This window comes from Candidatus Avoscillospira sp. LCP25S3_F1, assembly GCF_052117125.1.
Classification (GTDB): domain Bacteria; phylum Bacillota; class Clostridia; order Oscillospirales; family Oscillospiraceae; genus Avoscillospira_A.
Window position 1 is genome coordinate 19,966 of the sequence record NZ_JBQKJT010000018.1, and the last position, 15,731, is coordinate 35,696.

Genomic DNA, 15,731 nt, shown 5'->3' on the forward strand with positions numbered 1-15,731 from the left:
CTGTTTCAAGACAGCGCGGCGTTTTGCTGTATTGGTTTATCTGGCCCGCAGTTCCCAGAACGCCACGGACCCGGCGGCGGCCACGTTGAGGGAATCCACGCCGTGCTGCATGGGGATACAGGCCGTATAATCGCAGGCGGCAATGGTATCATGGGCCAGGCCGTCGCCCTCGGTACCCAGAACAATCGCCAGCTTGTCCTGCGCTTTCAACACCGGATCATCGATGGACAACGCCCGGTCATCCAACGCCATAGCCACCGTGGAAAAACCCAACTTGTGGAGCCGGGACAAGCCCGGCTCCGGCCAGCCCTCCTCCAATCGGGTCCAGGGAATCTGAAACACGGTACCCATACTGACCCGGACGGCCCGGCGGTTCAGGGGGTCGCAGCAGGTGGGGCTTAACAGCACCCCGTCCATGCCCAGAGCCGCCGCCGCCCGGAACAGCGCACCTACGTTGGTAGTGTCCACAATGCCCTCCAGCACGGCCAGCCGCCGGGCTCCGTTGCAGACGTCCTCCACAGTGGGCAGCGGCTTTCTCCCCATGGCGCATAGGACGCCCCGGGTCAGCGTATAGCCCGTCAGCGAGGCCAGGACCTCCCGCGCCCCAGTATAGACCGGGATATCGCCGCATCGGTCAATGATGGCCCGTCCCTGGCCCTCCAGATGCCGGCGCTCCATGAGCAGCGCTTTCGGCTCGTAGCCTGCGTCCAGAGCCGTTCCGATGACCTTGGGACTTTCCGCAATCAACAGTCCTTTATCCGGCTCCAGCCGGTTCCGCAGCTGGGCTTCCGTCAGCCGCGTGAACACCTCCAGCTCCGGGGCATTCAGGTCGGTCACTTCCATAATCTGCGCCATACGTTCCATTCCTTCCGTGGGTTTCTTTCCTTGACTATAACAAAGCGGGAGACGTCTGTCAATGCGCCTTGCCATTGTCTTGTCTGTGGTATATACTAGAGAAAAACAGGAGGGATATTCCATGCACGTATTACTGGTCATCGATATGCAGAAAGATTTCATCGACGGCGCTCTGGGCACGCCGGAGGCCGTGGCCATAGTGCCCCGCGTTGTGGAAAAGATGCGGCAATTTGACGGCAGAATTCTCTGCACCCGTGACACCCACGGCCCCGACTATCCGGACAGCCTGGAGGGCCGTCATCTGCCGGTGCCCCACTGCATCCGAGGGACCGACGGCTGGCAGCTGCACCCGGAGGTGGCCGCCGCCTGCACGGAACCGCCCATCGACAAGCCAACCTTCGGCAGCACCGCCCTGGGCCAGCTGCTACAGGACTACCATCGGGATCTGCTGGCCCAGGGCCGGGAGGGCGTCACCGCCGTGACTCTGGTGGGCCTCTGCACCGACATCTGCGTGATCTCCAACGCCCTGCTGCTCAAGGCGTTTCTGCCGGAGGTCCCCATTGCCGTGGACAGCCGCTGCTGTGCCGGCGTCACACCAGAGAGTCATGAAAATGCCCTAAACGCCATGCAGTGCTGTCAGATTGAGATTCTCTGAGGGCAGAGCATGCCAGCCAGGACGAACACATGATGGACGGAACATACAAAAACGGAGCGCCGGGGCGCTCCGTTTTTGCCCCCTGTACGGGGATGTATCTTGGGGAGTGAGTGAAGCAGAGGTTACTCGACCACAACCACGCGGACCTTGCCGCCCTCGTTGGCGTTGCGGTCATAGTAGACGGTCAAGCGCTCGGCAAAGGCTCTGGCCGTCTCCAGGTCGTTCAACCACTGGCCGGTGGTGCTGTTGTAGCACTGGACCTTGTCGGAAACCCGCAGTTCCTGATCGCCCAGGGTCACATACGTCTTACCGTCGCGTTCGGTGAAGGCGCTGCGGTGTACATTGGCTTTTGTCTTCAGGGGAACCGTAGCCATGGCGCTGGCGCCATCGCCGCTGAACGCGACGCCGCCCCAGCCGGTGCCCGGCACGCTGACCGCGCCTACAGCCGTCTTGGTGCCCTCTCCGTTGGTCAGGATCACCTTTACGCCCACGGTAACGCCATCCTGATCGCCATAGCTGACCTTGCCGTAAGTATAGCCGTCGCCGGTCACATCGTTGAGCACCAGCACGTCAATCCGACCGCTGGCATTGCGGTAGGCATAGGTAATCTTATGATTGGGAACGGTGGTTACCGCCAGATCGTCCAGGGAGACCTCCACCAGCTGGCCGCCGCCGGCCTGGTCGTAAATCCGACAGCTGGTGCTCAGGGACAGGGTGCCCACTTTGCCGGACGCCACATCCAGAGACCCGCTGACATTGGAGCTGGTCACCGGGGAGACATAGACGCTGTACAGGTCCTTGGAGCTGACGGTCACCAGCTGGCCCTGCTGGGCCGCCGTATTGGATGCCTTGCTCTTGATGGTAAGGCCGCTCAGCAGCCGCACTTCCACGTCTCCGCCGCTGGCTTTTTCCAGAATGCCCACATTGCTGCTTTCCACTTCGCCGGCGCTGCGGACACCGGCCACACGGCCGTCGGCCGTCAGCAGCAGCGTCACCCGGTCGCCCAGCTTGAACTTGGCCATATCCTGCTGGGCCTGGGTCATCAGTTCAAAGGTTACGCCCAGGACAGTCACCTTGACCGGGCTCTTCGCGTTGGGCTCCACATTGTCATAGGTGCCGGTCAGTTTGGCGCTGGACACCTGGAGCACCCGGGCCGTGGCATCATAGATGCCCACGTCGTATTCCTGAATGTCCGCCACCGTGGCCGGGTTGCCGTCCCGATAGATCTTGTAGTTGGCGGCGCCATTGAGGAGGGCGCCAAAGGGATTGCCGCCGTTGGTCAGGCTCTTGGCGATCATGACCGTATCCGATGCGCCCATGCTGTAAAAGGCCGATTCAATCTTGCCGGTGTCGCTGTAGTACACCGTCAGCACGCTGCCGCCCCGCAGGTCCATCCACAGCTTTTCATAGGTGGTGGTCTCGTTGGGCGTATAGACGGTGGTAGTGGGGTCGATGGTGTACTTCTGCCCGGCGTTGTCGGTGAACCATGCCGCCTCGGCCTTGTCCACGGACACGGTCTTCTGGGTACCCTGGGGCAGGAAGGTCAAAACGGCGTTATCCAGGGTCCGCAGCAGCAGCATGCCCCGCTGGCCCACCAGCTCGGCGGGCGCCGACATACCGTTGGCCAGCTTGTAAACGTTGCCGTCACTGGTGACCAGACCGCCGGTGGAGCCATCCTCCAGCTTGCCGTTGTTGCCGGTGAGGATGACGCCGGTCTTGGCGGTACCCAGCTTCTGATAGTAGGGCGCGCCATCCTTGGTCTTGGCGAACAGCGCCTGATAGAACATGGTCGCCGCCTGGGCGCGGGTCAGACTGCTGTTGGCACCGAGGCCCGTGAGGCCGTCGGTGACGTTCAGCTTGGCTGCCAGCTGCAAATAGCCCATGGGCCAATTCATCCCGGCGTCGGTGTCGGAATAGCCCAGGACCCGCATGAGAATGGTGACGGCCTCGGCATAGGTGATGGCCCGATCCGGCTGGAAAGTGCCGTCGGCCATGCCGCGAATCAGTTTGACGCCGCCGGTGGTCTGGCCGTTCTCACCGGTGCTGCCGCCCACATCCACGGAAACGGCCAGATTGATATAGCCTCTGGCCCAGTGGTTGGATTTCACATCGGGGAAAATGGTCCGGTTGCGGTACAGCGGCTCCTCATTTTCCCGGCCCAGGAGCACCACCGCCATTTTGCAGAACTGGGCGCGGCTCAGGGTGCCGTTGGGGGAAAAGGTACTGGCCGACGTACCGCCCATGACGCCCAGCATTTGCAGGACAGACACCTGCTTCTGGAGCTGGCTGTCGGTGATGTCTGTAAAGGCCGCCGAGGCGGGCAGCACCATGGCAAGCACCAGCGCCGCGCTCAGCAGCAGGGAAAGAAATTTTTTCTTCATCGTATCACTCCTCCTTTAATCGGCTCGCAGCGCTTCCACCGGCTGCAATCCCGACGCTTTGACGGCGGGGTACATGCCGAACCCCACGCCCATGAGCACCGAGAACGCCACCGCGCCCAAGGTCATTGGGATGCTTGGCAGCAGCAGCATCTGCAACATCAGTTTGCCCGCAATCACTGTGCCCAGGAATCCGACGGCCACACCCAAAAAGCCGCCGACACCACAGAGGACGCTGGCCTCAATCAAAAACTGGGTGATGATGGACCGGCGGCTGCCGCCGATGGCCTTGCGGATGCCGATTTCTCTGGTACGCTCTGTGACGGTGACCAGCATGATGTTCATGATGCCGATGCCGCCGACCAGAAGGGAAATACCGGCGATGCCGCCCAGCACCAGACTCATCATGGTGTTCTGCTTCTCCTCCTGCTGCTGCCAGGTATCCGGAGAATAGACATTGAAATATCCCGTATTCTGACTGATTTTTCCCTTGAGGAAACCGGTGATCTGGGTGACCGCCATGGTAATGGATGCGCGGTCCTTTGCCTTTACCGTAAAATCCGAAGACATACTGTAATTGTTGAGAAAACGGCCGGTGGTGTACGGCATGACGCCCATGTAATTGATGTAGTCGAAGGATTGGGCGTTTTTGCCCTTGACATCTCCTCCAATGGGAGCGTATACACCGATGACCTTGTAATACTGGGAACCCACCGCCACATATTTTCCGATGGGATTCTCTGCCTGGAACAAATATTCCTTCAGCTTGCTGCCCAGAACGATGACCTTGTTGTATCGCTTCACATCCAGATAGGACAGGTCCCGCCCTTGGGCGATGGTGAAATTATTGCAGATCGAATACTGGTCGCTGCCCAAATAGAGATTGGGAGACCCCATTTTTTTATTGTTTTCCGTGTTGGCCGACATGTATTTCACCGGATTGCCGTAAACCGACCCGTTTGGCGTGACGCCGGCCACATAGTCTGAAAGACTCAGGCAGTATTCATAGAGGTCTTCGGTCAGGTCCAGTCCCGTGTAGCTCGTGGCGCTGACGCTGATTTTATTGGTTCCCTGGGCTTCGTAAAGCTCCTTGGTCATCTTGTTCTGTCCCTGGACCACCGAAACCATGATCATAACGGCAGCCACACCGATGATAATGCCCAGCATCGTCAAAAAGGCGCGGCCCTTGTTGGACATCAGCGACTGCATGGACATTTTAAAGGATTGACGCAGATTCAAAATACCGCCTCCTCTCTGGGGCAATCCTGGAGGATGTTGCCGTCGGAAATCTGAACAATGCGCCGGGCCGTCTTGGCGATTTTGATATCATGGGTGATCAGGATGATGGTGGTTCCCACCTGCTTGTTCAGATCGTGGAGGATTTGCAGCACATGTTCACCGGTTTTGGAATCCAATGCGCCGGTGGGCTCGTCAGCCATGATGATGGGGGTCTGGGCGGCGATGGCCCGGGCCACGGCGATGCGCTGCTGCTGGCCGCCGGAGAGCTGAGAGGGACGCCGGTCGTACCGGTCCTCCAGGCCCACCCGCTCCAACGCCTCCATGGCCATGTCCCGGCGCTTTTCGCCCCGGACGCCCTGGTAAATCAGGGGCAGTTCCACATTCTCCACGGCGTTGAGACCGGGAATCAGGTTGTACCCCTGAAAGATGAAACCGATCTCCCGGTTACGGATGCGGGACAACTCCTGATCCGTCAGGGTGGTGACATCGTGGCCATCCAGATAGTATTCGCCGTAGGTCGGCACATCAAGACAGCCGAGAATGTTCATGAGGGTGGATTTGCCGGAACCGGAGGCGCCGACAATGGCCACAAATTCGCCGCGGCCGATCTCCAGGGACACGCCATCCAGGGCCCGGACCTCATTTTCCTCATCCTCATTGTAGATCTTATAGACCTCCTGCACGTCGATGAGTTTCGTTTCCATGGTATCCATGTCACTCACCTCATCCGAAAGCGATGCCGCCCATGCCGCTGTCATCCCAGGAGCTGCCCTCGTTGGTCATGTACTGGATGAAGACGGTTTGGCCTTCCTCCACGCCCTCCTTGATCTCCACGTTGGTCTGATCGGAGACGCCGATGGTGACGGGGACGGCATAGAAGCCCTTGGGGACCTCCATACCCAGGCTGGCGGAATCCAAAGCATTGGCCGGGGGTTCGGCGGCCTCCACAAAGACACAGGTTCCCTGCTCCGTCTGCTTGACGGCCTGGAGGGGCACCATCAGGGCATCCTCCACCTGGGACGCCGACAGGCTGTATTCCACATACATGCCGGGCCGCAGACTGCCGTCGGGGTTTTCCACCTGAATGGTGGCCGGGAAATAGGATATGCCGTTCTCCGTCTTACCCTCCAGGCTGACGGACAGAACCGTGCCAGGGGCGGTGGTCTGCTCGCCGTTCATGGTGTACTGGACAATATTACAGGGCATACCGGGCTTGACATAGGAGACGTTCATGCTGTCCACCTTGGCCTCCACAGTCATAACGCTGACGTCGGCAATGGTCACGGCCACCGTATCGGTGGGCACCTTTTGGCCGGGCTGCAAGCCGACGGACAGGACCGTGCCGGAGATGGGAGCCACAGCGTTGTACTTGGCCAGGGCGTCCTGGGCCTTCTTGAGGTTCTCCTGGGCCGTGCTCATAGAGGTGTTGAGGGAAGCCATCTGATCGTCGTTGTTGTCGCCCTTCATCTGGACCAGCACCGTACCGGCCTGGACGGTACCGTAGTTGACGAGATTCACCTGAATCAGCTCGCCGCCGGCCTTGGTCGCCAAGTCCACAGAGCGATTATACGTCAGCGTACCAGGCTCATAGGCAAAAATCTCACTGCCGTCAGCGGCCTTGAGCGACGCCGTGGCCCCCATGCCCTCGGTGAGGGTGCCGGGGTTTTTCATGGAGAAGATGACCTCAAAGAGCTTGGACCCCTCGGGGCTGATGCGCTGGACCTTGTTGATGGTCTCCACCGTGCCGGTGACATTGGTCATGGTGGTGGGAATGGAGATATTGGCCGTCTTGCCCACGGCAAATTCCTGCTCATAGGCGTAGCTGAAGTAGAGGGACAGCTTCATAGAAGTGTCGTCCACCAGCTTGCCCAGCTTTTCTCCGCTGGAAATGGTGTTGCCCACTTTCAGACTCGGGGCCTCGATGAGTTTGCCCGTAAAGGGGGCGGTAAAGGTCAGATCGGCATAGGACTTGTTCAAGGCGTCAATCTGCTTCTGATAGTCGTTGACGTTCTTCTGGGCGTCCTCCACCGCTTTGCGGGCCTCGGCACTATCCACCGTATAGAGGGGATCACCCTCGTTGACCTGCTGGCCCTCCTTGACAAAGACCTCCTGGACTGTGCCGCCGGAGGTCAGGGTCAGCGTGGCCGATTTCAACGCCTTGGTCTCGCCGTTGCCGCTGACGTTGCTGCTGATGGTGCCCCGCTCCACCGGCTGGCTCCAGATGGTCAGCTCCGGTTTTTTCTCTTTGAACAGCTGCATCATTCCAAAGGCAATGCCGCCTATCACCGCCAGCGTAATGACAGACGTGATCAGCCGTTTCCGGCGGATTTTCTTCCGCTTGAGCTTGGCTGCCGCCTCCCGCCGGGCCTTCTTTTCTTCCAGAACCCGCAGACGGTCGGCTTCCGCCGTGTCAATAGCCGGCGTTTCCTCCGGCCGCTGTTCCAACTTGACACCCTGATCCTCCATGGGCGATTCCTCCTTAAAATATAAACGAGTGTGTTAAATGTCTTAGTACAGAAAATATATCAATCTTTCCCAGTCTTGTCAATGGAGGCTTGAAAAATGCCAATTCCCTTTGTAGAAATTTAAAGGATTCTTAATCAACAACCGTGTCCAATTCCAGGAAAAACACTGACCCGTCCTTTCCGCTTTCCCCGATGCCCCGGTAGACGGTCTCCCCGCCCGTCGTATAGGAGATCATCACATTGGTCATAACGTCGGGCAGCATGGCCGTCAGGCCCACGGCCTGCCCGGTTTCCAGACGGTCGGCGGCATAGCAGCAGCCGCCCCGGTACCAGGTGACGCCGTCGCTGCTGGTGACCCGCCAGATGCGGAAGTCCTCCAGCACACCATCGGTCCACAGGACCATCTCCGCGCCGAAGTCATCGGCCTGGACAGTCTCCGTGGGTACAGGCGCACCGTCGTCGGCAGTCAGGGCCACCAGGGGCTCTCCCTGGCTGTCCGCAGCCGGGTCCGGGTTCCACCGTTCGTCCAGCAGTCCTGTCAACGCCGCATAGGTAGCCGTAAATTCCAGGGTTCCGGCGCCGTAAGGGGCCAGCACGCCGGGATTGGACAGCAGCACCAACCCTTCCGCGGAAAAGTACCAGCAGCCGTCCTCCAACAGCTGGGGTACCCATTGCTGCGCCTCGGGAAAATACTGTTCCGGCGCCTGGGCCATCTGCTGCAACACCTGTTCCTCCAGCTGCATGAAAAGGGCGTCGGCGTTGACGGCCACATCCGACAAGCTGAGCCGTTCCCCCGTCTCCGCGTCAAATACAAAGGCTGTGGTCACGGAATTGCCATGGGCGCCTCCGGTATTGTCGCTGGTGGTCCAGAGCAGATTGACGGTGCGGCCGTCCAGCCGTCCCAGGTCCAGGCTGTCGGTGACGCCATAGCCCTGGAAGGTGGTATATTGCTCCACATTGGGCCGGTCCGACCGGGCCAGCTCCGTGATCTGTTCCGCCTCGGTCCGCCGCTGGTCTGCCGTCTGGTCCAATACGGCCTGGATGGCCGATTGGGCCGCTTCCCGGCCCTCCACCGTCACGTTGGGCGCGGCCAGTCGTACCGTACACAACAGCGCGCCGTCGTCGTCCGTGGCGTCGTACTGCTCCGTCTGCACCCGAACCGACACTTTGGGCATTGTTTCCTCCAGTTCTTTAGACGGAGTTACCGGCGGATTGGTTACAGAATTTTCGAAATTTTTTTCTGTGGATTCCGTCGTCTCTTCGCCGTCCGTATTCATACCACTGGTTTCGGTCTTTGGATTGTCCCACGGGGTGCAGGCCGTCAGCAGCACCGACAGCAGCGCCGTCAAGGCAAGCAGGCTTCGTCTCATGGTCCGTCCCTCCTTCTGTCGGGTATCTCTCTCCTTATCATACCATGGCCGTCGTTTATGTCAACCTACACCACTTTAACACTTCGTATATTTTCCGTTGAAAACCGCCACAATATTTTATGTAAAACGTCAATGGTCTCCCGCTTTTTTTCACTTTATAATAAAAGCAATTCCATATCGCCCTGCGAAGTCTTTCAGGAAAGTGACCGCCATGGTCTGCCGAAGGAGCCACACTCTCAGGAATCCCTCCGGGGATGGGACTGAAAGATCGAGGGAACTCTGGAGAATCTCCAATGTGGAGTGCCGAAGGTGCAAGACGGCGTCAGCTATCGAATCTCTCAGGCAAAAGGACAGAGTATCCGATTGTACCCCTATTATATTATTATGGAATCGGTACAGTCGCTGCTTTGCATTTTCACGTTGGTCGGCCCTCCGGGACCGGCTCTTTTTTTACTTTTATGCAGAACAGGAGAATGAACCCCATGAACAATGCAGCTGTGGAATCCATCGAATTTGTCCGTTCCTTCGATCCGGAGATCGCCGGTCTCATGGACGAAGAACTGCGCCGTCAGCGGCGCAATATCGAGCTGATCGCCTCGGAAAACATCACGTCCCAGGCGGTGCTGGCCGCCATGGGCAGCGTCCTGACCAACAAATACGCCGAGGGTCTCCCCGGCAAGCGGTACTACGGCGGCTGTGAATACGTGGATGTGCTGGAGCAGGTAGCCATCGACCGGGCCAAGGCGCTGTTCGGCGCGGAGTTTGCCAACGTGCAGCCCCACTCCGGCGCCCAGGCCAATCTGGCGGTCTACGCGGCGCTGCTGCAGCCCGGCGACGCCGTGGTGGGTATGAGTCTGGAAAACGGTGGCCACCTGACCCACGGCAGCCACGCCAACCTGTCCGGCAAATACTATGATTTCCATGCCTACGGTGTGGACCCGGCCACCGGTCGCATCGACTACGACGCTGTGGAGGATTTGGTGAAGCGGGTGCAGCCCAAACTGGTGGTGGCCGGCGCTTCCGCCTATCCCCGTGCGCTGGAATTTGACAAGTTCGCCGACATTGCCCACCGGCACGGCGCACTTTTGATGGTGGACATGGCGCATATTGCCGGTCTGGTGGCCGGCGGCGTCCATCAGAGCCCCATTCCCTACGCTGATATCGTCACCACCACCACCCATAAGACGCTGCGCGGCCCCCGTGGCGGCCTGATTCTCGGCCGGGAGGCGTTCGCCAAGAAGCTGAACTCCGGCGTGTTCCCCGGTACCCAGGGCGGCCCGTTGATGCACATCATTGCCGCCAAGGCCGTCTGTCTCAAGGAGGCCATGGCCCCGGAATTCCGCACCTATGCCGAAAAGATCGTGTCCAACGCCCAGGTTCTGGCCAAGGCGCTGCTGGAAAAAGGCTTTGATCTGGTGTCCGGCGGCACCGACAACCATTTGATGCTGGCAGACCTGCGGCCCCTCCATGTGACGGGTAAGGAGTTCCAGACCCGACTGGACGACGTTCGCATCACCGTCAACAAAAATGCCATCCCCAACGACCCGGAGAAGCCCACCGTCACCTCCGGCGTCCGCATCGGTACCCCCGCCGCCACCACCCGCGGTCTGGGTGCGGAGGACATGGAGATCATCGCCGAGTGCATGTATAAAACGGCAGTGGATTACCCGGCCACCCGCGACGCGGTCCGGGCCGCCGTGGCTGAAATCTGCAGCAAGTATCCCCTGTGCGAATAAGTAAAAGTTTTACTCGATTTTGATCAAAAAATCGAGTAGGCCAGTGAAATTCCCCCCTGCCACATCAAAAAACGCGGGCGCGCTGTCTCCGGCAGCGCGCCCGCGTGGTCTTGCTCTCTTATTTTTTGTACTGGGTCACGCCGTTGGCGTCCATCCAGGCCTTTTTGGCCGCCATGAGCCGGTCCAGACTTTCGCTGCGGCTGCCACGGGTCTCCATCAGATATTCCTGCATATTAAAGAGGTCGTTGTACGTCAGATAGGGGTAGTCGCTGCCGCCGAAATGGCCGTCGCTGTACACCGCATAGTGCAGACTGGAATCGGGCCGAATCCAACTCTGCTCCGTGTCCGTCACGGCCAGCAGCATCCGATCGCCCAACGCCGTCAGCTCCGGCCGGTCCAGGGTGGTTCCCAGCCGGTACACCAGAATATTCTGGGCAACCTGATGGTTCAGGGACGTATGGGTGGGTAGATTGCCGTCGGGATGGTAGTAATCGTCCACCAACAGACCGCCCCCCGCCGTAGTCCGGCTGTGCGTTTCCACATAGGATGTGAAGAAATCGGCGTAAATCCGGGCCGTCTCCAGGAACTGTGGGAACTCATACCGCTCCCAGGCGTCCAGAAACATCATCATCAAATCCGTATTGAACCGGGTATCATAGAAACCCGCGCCGATGCCATAGTCCCCCAGGAGCCACTCGCTGCCCGCCGACGTGGCAAAGTAGCCGTACTCGTTCTGCCGCTGGGCCATGACGTCCATCATGCAGGGGGCCAGATCGTCGGCCAGGCGGTTGTAGGGCGCCATAGCCAGCATACTGTTGCACAGATAGGCGTCGCTCATCTGAAAATAGACGTCGGGGCCTGTGGGAATATAGTTGCTGTAGGTGATCCAGTAGTACCCATCATAGCACCAACGGCCATCGCCCAGATTGGTATAGGTGGCCCACAGGGACGGAACGCCCTTCTGGTCCCAATCCACCAGCGCTTCCGACGACTGGGCCAGCATGCACTCGGCCGTGTTGCCCGTGCTCAGGGCCGGAGCCGTCAGCGTCAGATCGCAGCTGCCATCCTCCGCCGCCGTCACCTCCACCGCGCCCATGCCCAGATAACGGCGGCAATCGTTCTCCTTGGCCTCCCAGCCCTGGGGAATGTAGGCCATAAAGGACCCGGCTTCGCCGCTGTCCACCATGAGCAGCGACGTCTGGTAGGTCCCCGGCGCCGCTGTGGTCTCCTGCCAACCGCTGCCGTCGGCTTTGCACAGCCGCAGCACACTGTCGCTGGGAATGGTGATCGTATAGACCGTCGCCCCGGCGGCGGTGGGTTCCTGGGCCTCCAGAGACAGCAGCTCCACTGTGTCGCCATTTTCCAGGTCATAGGTGCGCTGAGTCAGAGTTCCGGCTTCCGCCGCCGTCTCCGTCACCTGGGCTTCCAGCGTCGGTTCCGGCTCCTCCTCCACCGGCGGCGCGGTCTCCTCTTCTGCGTCCGGCGTGGTGTCCTCCGTTCCCGGCGTCGTCTCCCCCGATACCGGCGTGGAGGGGTCCCCGCCCGGGGCAGGCAGCTGCTGGCCGCAACCGCCCAGCAATTCGCATAATGCGAGAATCATTGCGACCTTCTTCCAATACATAGCCATTCCCCACTTTCTCCATGGCGTTCCCTCACTGCGTTGCCGCTCCATGGTATTCTATTCCAATCATACCATGTTCCCGGCCGCCGTGCAATCCCCCGGCGGGTTATGGCGCAATATCGCCGTTGCCCTCGGTCACCAGATAGGAAAGATCATCCCGGATACACAGCACAATGTCGGGCCGGTACGCATCGATATACTGGGAGAGCGTCTTTTCTGTATAATAGCGCAGGTCAATGGAGCGCATCTCCCCGAAGCTCATCCAAGCCAGAGATTCAAAGGCATTGGTAAAGGAATCGCCCCAGATCAGCACCTTGGGCAAATCCTCCCGGCCCGTGTCCAGAATGGTCTCCGCCTGATCGCCGCCCATGTAGGCCGTATAATAGACATACTGCCAAGTGGAATCGGGCAGATCAAACACCTCCGCGTCCACTTCCTCGCCGTCGTCCTGACGGGTAAAGGGTACCTCCATAGGCGATTCACAGACCCACAGAAGCTCCGTCACCGGCGACTGGCCGTACAATTTGCGGTTGTACGTGCCCAGGTAGGGATTGGGCAGGGCCGTGAAGGTGATCTGCTCCTCCGTCACCACCGGGAAGTCCCAGCCCGCCGCCATCAGCCGGTCGCAGACGGCCAGATACGTCTCATAGGCTCCCAGCAGCGTATAGTGGTGGTCCACGGTGGAATAGAGGTCTGTCAAATCCTCCCGTCCCTCCAGCAGGGGCTTCATCTCCAGAAACGGCACCTGTTCCGCCGCCATGGCCGACACAAAGGCGTCCCGCAATGCCTGCCGGTAATCCCGGTTGGTGGTCTGCCAGTCCGGATAGGAGGATTCCAGCATGGATCGCTGCTCCGGCACGCCCACATAGAGGAAGGTGCCGCCGTAGTCCTCCACCTGGTCTCGCACTGCTGCTAAATTCTCGGCCATTGCCTGAGCTTCCGCATCCAGGTTCCGTCCACTGTAATCGGTGGCCGTCTGCTGGGGCAGCAGCGTCTCCTCGGTGATGACCACATCGTTGACCGAAGCGCTGCGGCGCAGCATAGCGTATTGGGTGTGGGCCTTGAGCCAATAGTCCCGGCCGTAAAACTGGTCGGAGAGCGCCGTTTCCCAACCGGCAAAATAGGAGCCGTCCCAAAAGCCCTCGGCCGTCAGCTGGGGAAAGACCGCCATAGTGCGGTTTTCCCACACGGAATAGGACGCCGTCGGCGTCAGCGGCCCGCCGGGAATCTTGGAAATCAGCGTCAACAGGGGTACCAGAAACAGGAAGCCCACCACCGGTACGATCAAAAGCAGCTTGATTCGTTTATCTTTCACCGTCGGCGCCTCCTTTAGAACCGGAAATAAATAAAGGGATTGAAGGACGAATTGGCCAGCGTCAGCAGGGACAGGCCAAAGAGCCCCAGAAGCCACACCGTATAGGCTGTCTGGGCCCAGGCTTTCTCTTTCCAGGGGGCGACCAATCTGGGCAGCAGGGGCGTGGCCGCCAGGACGGCGCCGACCAGCTCCAGGCCGTACTGCCGCAGGAACCAGATCAGATACTGTCCGTCCGCCGCTCCCGGCGTTCCGGCGAACATGGCATAGAGATACGCGCCGATGGCATCCAGACTGGTACAGTTGAAGATGACCCAGCCCAGCAGCACAAAGAACAGCGCGTACAGGTGGCGCAGGACCGCGGGCAGCCGCTCCAGCACCTTGCCGAACACCAGCTTTTCAAAGATCAGCAGGGCCGCAAAATAGAGACCCCACAGGACAAAATTCCAGCTGGCCCCATGCCACAGGCCCGTCAGCGCCCACACCGCCACCAGATTGACCAGCTGCCGGGCCTTGCCCTTGCGGTTGCCGCCCAAGGGAATATAAATGTAGTCCCGGAACCAGGTGGACAGACTGATATGCCACCGCCGCCAGAAGTCCGTGATGGAATCGCAGAGGTAGGGATACCGGAAATTCTCCAGGAAGTGGAATCCGAACATACGGCCCATACCGATGGCCATGTCGGAATAGCCGGAGAAGTCATAGAGAATCTGCAAGGCGAAGCAGACGGCTCCCAGCCAGGCCAGCAGCGTCGAAAGAGCGTCGCCGCCCATGCCGAACAGGTCCGTCGCCACCTTGCCCAGCGGGTTTGCCAGGAGCATTTTTTTGGCCAGGCCCACCAAAAACCGCTGCAAGCCCGTGTGGAAGTCGTCGAACCGCTCCTGCCGGGAGACAATCTCCTGGGCCACAGTCTCATAGCGGACGATGGGACCCGCCACCAGTTGGGGGAACAGCGACACATACAGGGCCACATACAGGGGGTTGCGCTGGGCTGGAACCGTCCGGCGGTACACGTCCAGCACATAGCTCATGGACTGGAAGGTGAAAAAGGAAATGCCGATGGGCATGATGACCTGGGGCGCCGGCAGAGACAGGCCGCAGAAACTGTTGAGATTTTCCACGGCAAAGCCCGTATATTTATAGTAGCCCAGCACCGCCACCATGGCCGCCACCGCGATGCCCATGGCCCACCGCCGGGCCCGCTGGGTTTTGGTCCGCTCCATGGCCATGGCCGACAGATAACTGACGCCGATGACACCCAGCATCACAAAAATGCCCTTGGGCTCGCCGTAGAGATAGAAAAACAGGCTGAACAGCAGCAGCACGCCGTTGCGGACGCTGCGCAGCCGCCGGGGAACCAGAAAATAGCAGGCCAGCACCGCCGGAAAAAAGAGAAACAGAAACACAAAACTGGAAAAGACCACGAATACGCCTCCCCTTTGCGATATGATACACACTGATTCTATAGTTTATCAGATTTTTTTCCAAATTTCCACAGGAAAAACCGTCTCCGGCGCTGCTCGACAGTTTTTACAATATTTTTGTTTTACGTCTTTACTTTCTTTGTAGAACGTGATACAGTATAATAGAAATCGATACAGAAATATTGATTTCGCCTCCCCAGCTGTGCTGGATCAAAAAGAAATGAAAAGGAATGAGAATACCATGGCATCACTGTTAGAAACCATCATGCTGATCTGCTTCGGTATGTCCTGGCCCATGAATGCCTACAAGGCCTACAAAGCCCGTACCGCAGCCAGCACCAGTCTGACCTTTATCCTGTTGATCCTCTTCGGCTACTTCTGCGGCGTCGGCGCCAAGCTGATCTCCGGCACCATCAACTATGTCCTGGTCATGTACTTTATCAACATTTGCACCGTCATGATCAATTTGATCATGTACTTCCGCAACAAGGCCATCGACAACCGCAAGGCCCAGTAATTCCCGCCGTCCCGCTGTCCATAGGAAACCCGCCGGACTTTCAGAAGTCCAGCGGGTTTTTTGCTCGTTCTCAAATTTTAAAATGCAACATTTTTTGTGCAATCTTGCATTTTTCTTTTCTTCTTTTTTTCGATTCCGTCAAAATCTCGCTGCCTGCGC

At 59.2% G+C, this 15,731-nt stretch carries 12 protein-coding genes and 1 riboswitch; of the genes, 3 read left to right on the top strand and 9 right to left on the bottom strand.

Going from position 1 to position 15,731, the window contains the following annotated elements; all coding sequences use genetic code 11:
* Positions 1 to 36: 36 nt before the first annotated feature.
* Positions 37 to 855: a TrmH family RNA methyltransferase gene (locus ACTQ33_RS13915; RefSeq protein ID WP_441465177.1), complete on the bottom strand. Its 819-nt coding sequence runs from the start codon at positions 853 to 855 to the stop codon at positions 37 to 39.
* A 121-nt stretch (positions 856 to 976) separates the two neighbouring features.
* On the opposite strand from ACTQ33_RS13915, the gene ACTQ33_RS13920 reads away from it, so the two are divergent.
* On the top strand, positions 977 to 1,510 hold the full coding sequence (locus tag ACTQ33_RS13920) for a cysteine hydrolase family protein (RefSeq protein ID WP_441465178.1): 534 nt from the start codon (positions 977 to 979) through the stop codon (positions 1,508 to 1,510).
* A 122-nt stretch (positions 1,511 to 1,632) separates the two neighbouring features.
* Here the strand turns inward: ACTQ33_RS13920 and ACTQ33_RS13925 are convergent, their stop codons facing one another.
* The 5 genes from ACTQ33_RS13925 to ACTQ33_RS13945 all read right to left on the bottom strand — a co-directional run bounded on the left by ACTQ33_RS13925 (position 1,633) and on the right by ACTQ33_RS13945 (position 8,962).
* Positions 1,633 to 3,891, bottom strand: coding sequence for an S-layer homology domain-containing protein (locus ACTQ33_RS13925; RefSeq protein ID WP_441465179.1), 2,259 nt, complete (start codon positions 3,889 to 3,891; stop codon positions 1,633 to 1,635).
* A 15-nt stretch (positions 3,892 to 3,906) separates the two neighbouring features.
* A complete protein-coding gene (locus ACTQ33_RS13930) occupies positions 3,907 to 5,127 on the bottom strand; it encodes an ABC transporter permease (protein ID WP_441465180.1) in 1,221 nt (406 codons plus the stop codon).
* Entirely contained in the window at positions 5,124 to 5,831 is a 708-nt protein-coding gene (locus ACTQ33_RS13935; protein ID WP_441465199.1) for an ABC transporter ATP-binding protein, read from the bottom strand. Before ACTQ33_RS13935 ends, ACTQ33_RS13930 begins: the two co-directional genes overlap by 4 nt.
* 19 nt (positions 5,832 to 5,850) lie before the next feature.
* A complete protein-coding gene (locus tag ACTQ33_RS13940) occupies positions 5,851 to 7,593 on the bottom strand; it encodes an efflux RND transporter periplasmic adaptor subunit (protein ID WP_441465181.1) in 1,743 nt (580 codons plus the stop codon).
* Between the two features lie 130 nt (positions 7,594 to 7,723).
* The gene (locus ACTQ33_RS13945) at positions 7,724 to 8,962 is read right to left on the bottom strand and encodes an RsiV family protein (RefSeq protein ID WP_441465182.1); all 1,239 of its coding nucleotides are present in this window, start codon (positions 8,960 to 8,962) and stop codon (positions 7,724 to 7,726) included.
* 269 nt (positions 8,963 to 9,231) lie between these two features.
* A riboswitch (glycine riboswitch) is annotated at positions 9,232 to 9,326 on the top strand.
* 118 nt (positions 9,327 to 9,444) lie between these two features.
* Here ACTQ33_RS13945 and glyA point away from each other — a divergent pair.
* Positions 9,445 to 10,698: a serine hydroxymethyltransferase gene (gene glyA / locus ACTQ33_RS13950; protein WP_441465183.1), complete on the top strand. Its 1,254-nt coding sequence runs from the start codon at positions 9,445 to 9,447 to the stop codon at positions 10,696 to 10,698.
* A 118-nt stretch (positions 10,699 to 10,816) separates the two neighbouring features.
* On the opposite strand, the gene ACTQ33_RS13955 is transcribed toward glyA, so the two are convergent.
* The 3 genes from ACTQ33_RS13955 to ACTQ33_RS13965 form a co-directional block, all read right to left on the bottom strand.
* Positions 10,817 to 12,325: a hypothetical protein gene (locus ACTQ33_RS13955; RefSeq protein WP_441465184.1), complete on the bottom strand. Its 1,509-nt coding sequence runs from the start codon at positions 12,323 to 12,325 to the stop codon at positions 10,817 to 10,819.
* A gap of 100 nt (positions 12,326 to 12,425) precedes the next feature.
* The gene (locus ACTQ33_RS13960; RefSeq protein ID WP_441465185.1) at positions 12,426 to 13,634 is read right to left on the bottom strand and encodes an alginate O-acetyltransferase AlgX-related protein; all 1,209 of its coding nucleotides are present in this window, start codon (positions 13,632 to 13,634) and stop codon (positions 12,426 to 12,428) included.
* Positions 13,635 to 13,648: 14 nt separating this feature from the next.
* The gene (locus ACTQ33_RS13965) at positions 13,649 to 15,055 is read right to left on the bottom strand and encodes an MBOAT family O-acyltransferase (RefSeq protein WP_441465186.1); all 1,407 of its coding nucleotides are present in this window, start codon (positions 15,053 to 15,055) and stop codon (positions 13,649 to 13,651) included.
* A 241-nt stretch (positions 15,056 to 15,296) separates the two neighbouring features.
* On the opposite strand from ACTQ33_RS13965, the gene ACTQ33_RS13970 reads away from it, so the two are divergent.
* On the top strand, positions 15,297 to 15,572 hold the full coding sequence (locus ACTQ33_RS13970) for a hypothetical protein (RefSeq protein WP_441465187.1): 276 nt from the start codon (positions 15,297 to 15,299) through the stop codon (positions 15,570 to 15,572).
* Positions 15,573 to 15,731 lie beyond the last annotated feature (159 nt).

Excerpts from the sequence above, each read along its gene's own strand:
- ACTQ33_RS13915 (WP_441465177.1), bottom strand. The coding sequence starts at position 855 with ATGGCGCAGATTATGGAAGTGACCGACCTGAATGCCCCGGAGCTGGAG.
- ACTQ33_RS13920 (WP_441465178.1), top strand. The coding sequence starts at position 977 with ATGCACGTATTACTGGTCATCGATATGCAGAAAGATTTCATCGACGGC.
- ACTQ33_RS13925 (WP_441465179.1), bottom strand. The coding sequence starts at position 3,891 with ATGAAGAAAAAATTTCTTTCCCTGCTGCTGAGCGCGGCGCTGGTGCTT.
- ACTQ33_RS13935 (WP_441465199.1), bottom strand. The coding sequence starts at position 5,831 with ATGGAAACGAAACTCATCGACGTGCAGGAGGTCTATAAGATCTACAAT.
- ACTQ33_RS13940 (WP_441465181.1), bottom strand. The coding sequence starts at position 7,593 with ATGGAGGATCAGGGTGTCAAGTTGGAACAGCGGCCGGAGGAAACGCCG.
- ACTQ33_RS13945 (WP_441465182.1), bottom strand. The coding sequence starts at position 8,962 with ATGAGACGAAGCCTGCTTGCCTTGACGGCGCTGCTGTCGGTGCTGCTG.
- glyA (WP_441465183.1), top strand. The coding sequence starts at position 9,445 with ATGAACAATGCAGCTGTGGAATCCATCGAATTTGTCCGTTCCTTCGAT.
- ACTQ33_RS13955 (WP_441465184.1), bottom strand. The coding sequence starts at position 12,325 with ATGGCTATGTATTGGAAGAAGGTCGCAATGATTCTCGCATTATGCGAA.
- ACTQ33_RS13970 (WP_441465187.1), top strand. The coding sequence starts at position 15,297 with ATGGCATCACTGTTAGAAACCATCATGCTGATCTGCTTCGGTATGTCC.